Origin of the sequence: Microbacterium sp. (genome assembly GCF_031178525.1) — a bacterium.
Lineage (GTDB): Bacteria > Actinomycetota > Actinomycetes > Actinomycetales > Microbacteriaceae > Microbacterium.
Genome location: NZ_JAPSJA010000350.1, coordinates 1 through 2,253, shown reverse-complemented (window position 1 = coordinate 2,253; position 2,253 = coordinate 1). Strand labels below are relative to the sequence as shown.

The window sequence follows — 2,253 nt, the reverse complement described above, 5'->3', positions numbered from 1 at the left end:
GCGCTGCGGGCGATCCTGCGGTCCGACCCCGACGTGATGCTCGTGGGCGAGATCCGTGACGCCGAGACGGCGAACATCGCGATCGAGTCGGCCCTCACGGGCCACCTCGTCCTCTCCACGCTGCACACGAACGACGCGCCCAGCGCCGTGACGCGGCTGATCGAGATGGGCGTCGAGCCGTTCCTCGTCGGCTCGGCGCTGGATGTGGTGGTCGCGCAGCGACTCATCCGGCGCCTGTGCGACCGCTGCAAGGAGCCGGATGCCGTCACGGACGCCGAGCTGAGCGCGAGCGGCTTCGTCCGCCCGGCTGGCGACCCGCGCCCGGTCTACCGCCCCGTGGGCTGCCAGCACTGCGCCGAGACGGGCTATCGCGGCCGGACCGCCATCCACGAGGTGATGGCCGTGACCGAGGAGATCGAGCGCCTGGCCGTGGCACGCGCGTCGAGCACCGAGATCGCGCGCGTCGCCCGGGCCCAGGGCATGCACACCCTTCGCGAGGACGGCTGGCTGAAGGCGCTCGACGGGATGACCTCGATCGAGGAGATCCTGCGCGTCGTGGCGTGAGCCGCGGGAACGGGGGGCGTCCTCGGCCCGTCTCGACGCGCTTCGCTCGCACGACGAGCCAGCCTGACGGGACCGACGATCCGTATCCGCTCCCGGTGAGTTGGGGGACGTGAGCGGCGGGATGGCGGCCGACCGCTACAGTGTGCGGGTGGACCTGGTCTCCCCCGCGTCCGAGCCCCCGATCGGACGCCACGCCTCCTCGTCGCCCTTCACCGTCGTCGACGCCCTGCACAGGGTGGTCGCCGACGGAGGATCCGACCTGCACATCACGGCCGGGGTGCCGCCGATGATGCGACTGCACGGATCCCTCAAGCCGATCGACGGCGCGCCCGTCTGGACGGCGGATGACGTGCGCCGCGAGGTGACGTCGATCCTGACGGCCGAGCAGCTTGCGCAGTTCGACAGCTCGCACGAGCTCGACTTCGCGTACCCGCTGTCGCCCGGCGCCCGCTTCCGTGCGAACATCTATCAGCAGCGCGGCACGACGGGGGCGGTGTTCCGGTTCATCCCGACGAACATCAAGTCGCTGGGCGAGCTCGGCATGCCCCGCGCGCTGTCGCGGTTCGCCGAGATGCCTCGCGGCCTCGTCCTCGTGACAGGACCCACCGGATCCGGCAAGTCGACGACCCTCGCGGCCATGATCGATCAGATCAACCGCACGCGCGCCGACCACATCATGACGATCGAGGATCCGATCGAGTTCCTGCACCCGCACCGGCGGTCGATCGTGAACCAGCGCGAGGTCGGTCACGACACCGCGTCGTTCCAGACCGCGCTGCGCCAGGTGCTGCGACAGGACCCGGACGTCATCCTGATCGGCGAGATGCGAGACCTCGAGACGATCTCGGTCGCCCTCACGGCCGCAGAGACCGGTCACCTCGTGTTCGGCACGCTGCACACGCAGAGCGCGCCGCAGACGATCGACCGCATCATCGACGTGTTCCCCCCGCACCAGCAGCAGCAGGTGCGCACGCAGCTCGCCGCGACGCTGCGCGGCGTGGTGTGCCAGACGCTCGTCCCCGACGCCCGGGGCACCGGCCGCGTGGCCGCGACCGAGGTGCTCGTGATGACGCCCGCCGTGGCGAACCTGATCCGTGAGGAGCAGATGCACCAGCTGCCCGGCGTCCTCCAGGCCGGGTCCATCCACGGCATGCACACGCTCGACCAGAACCTCGCGGAGCTCGTCGACCAGGGCCGCATCACGTACGAGGCGGCCGAGGAGCGCGCGCAGGACAAGGACGGCTTCCGTCAGCTCGCCCGCCGGTCGGCCTCGGGCGGCGCCCTCGGCGCAGAGCCCGACTACGGCGACCTGTACTCACGACGCAGCAGGCGGCAATGAGCACGAGCACGGCGCAGGCCTTCGACTACGTCGGGCGCGACGCCACGGGCAGGAAGCGCCGCGGAACCGTGGATGCGCCCAGCAAGGCCGTCGCGATGGCGCGCGTGCGCGAGATGGGGATCACGGTGACGTCGGTCACCGAGTCGAGCATCCTCACGCGTGAGATCGACTTCTCGCTGTTCCAGAAGAAGATCGGGCTGCGCGAGGTGTCGCTCGCGATCCGCCAGATCTCCACCATGATCGACGCGGGGCTCACGCTCGTGCGCGGCCTGTCGATCATCGTCGGTCAGCTCGACAACACACGTCTGCGCGACGTCTTCACCACCGTGCTGCGCGACATCGAGCGCGGC

At 70.5% G+C, this 2,253-nt stretch carries 3 protein-coding genes; all 3 read left to right on the top strand.

All coding sequences use genetic code 11. The annotated features are described in order from the left end of the window. Nucleotides 1-564 (top strand): ATPase, T2SS/T4P/T4SS family (locus tag RIF89_RS14225; RefSeq protein ID WP_309069730.1); only part of this gene is annotated, 564 nt, incomplete at its 5' end. A gap of 148 nt (nt 565-712) precedes the next feature. Next, nucleotides 713-1,903 carry a type IV pilus twitching motility protein PilT gene (locus tag RIF89_RS14220; RefSeq protein WP_309069729.1) on the top strand — a complete coding sequence of 397 codons (1,191 nt, stop codon included), beginning with the start codon at nt 713-715 and terminating at the stop codon, nt 1,901-1,903. Beyond that, a partial coding sequence (locus tag RIF89_RS14215; RefSeq protein ID WP_375294489.1) for a type II secretion system F family protein occupies nt 1,900-2,253 on the top strand: 354 nt, incomplete at its 3' end. The genes RIF89_RS14220 and RIF89_RS14215, both read left to right, overlap by 4 nt.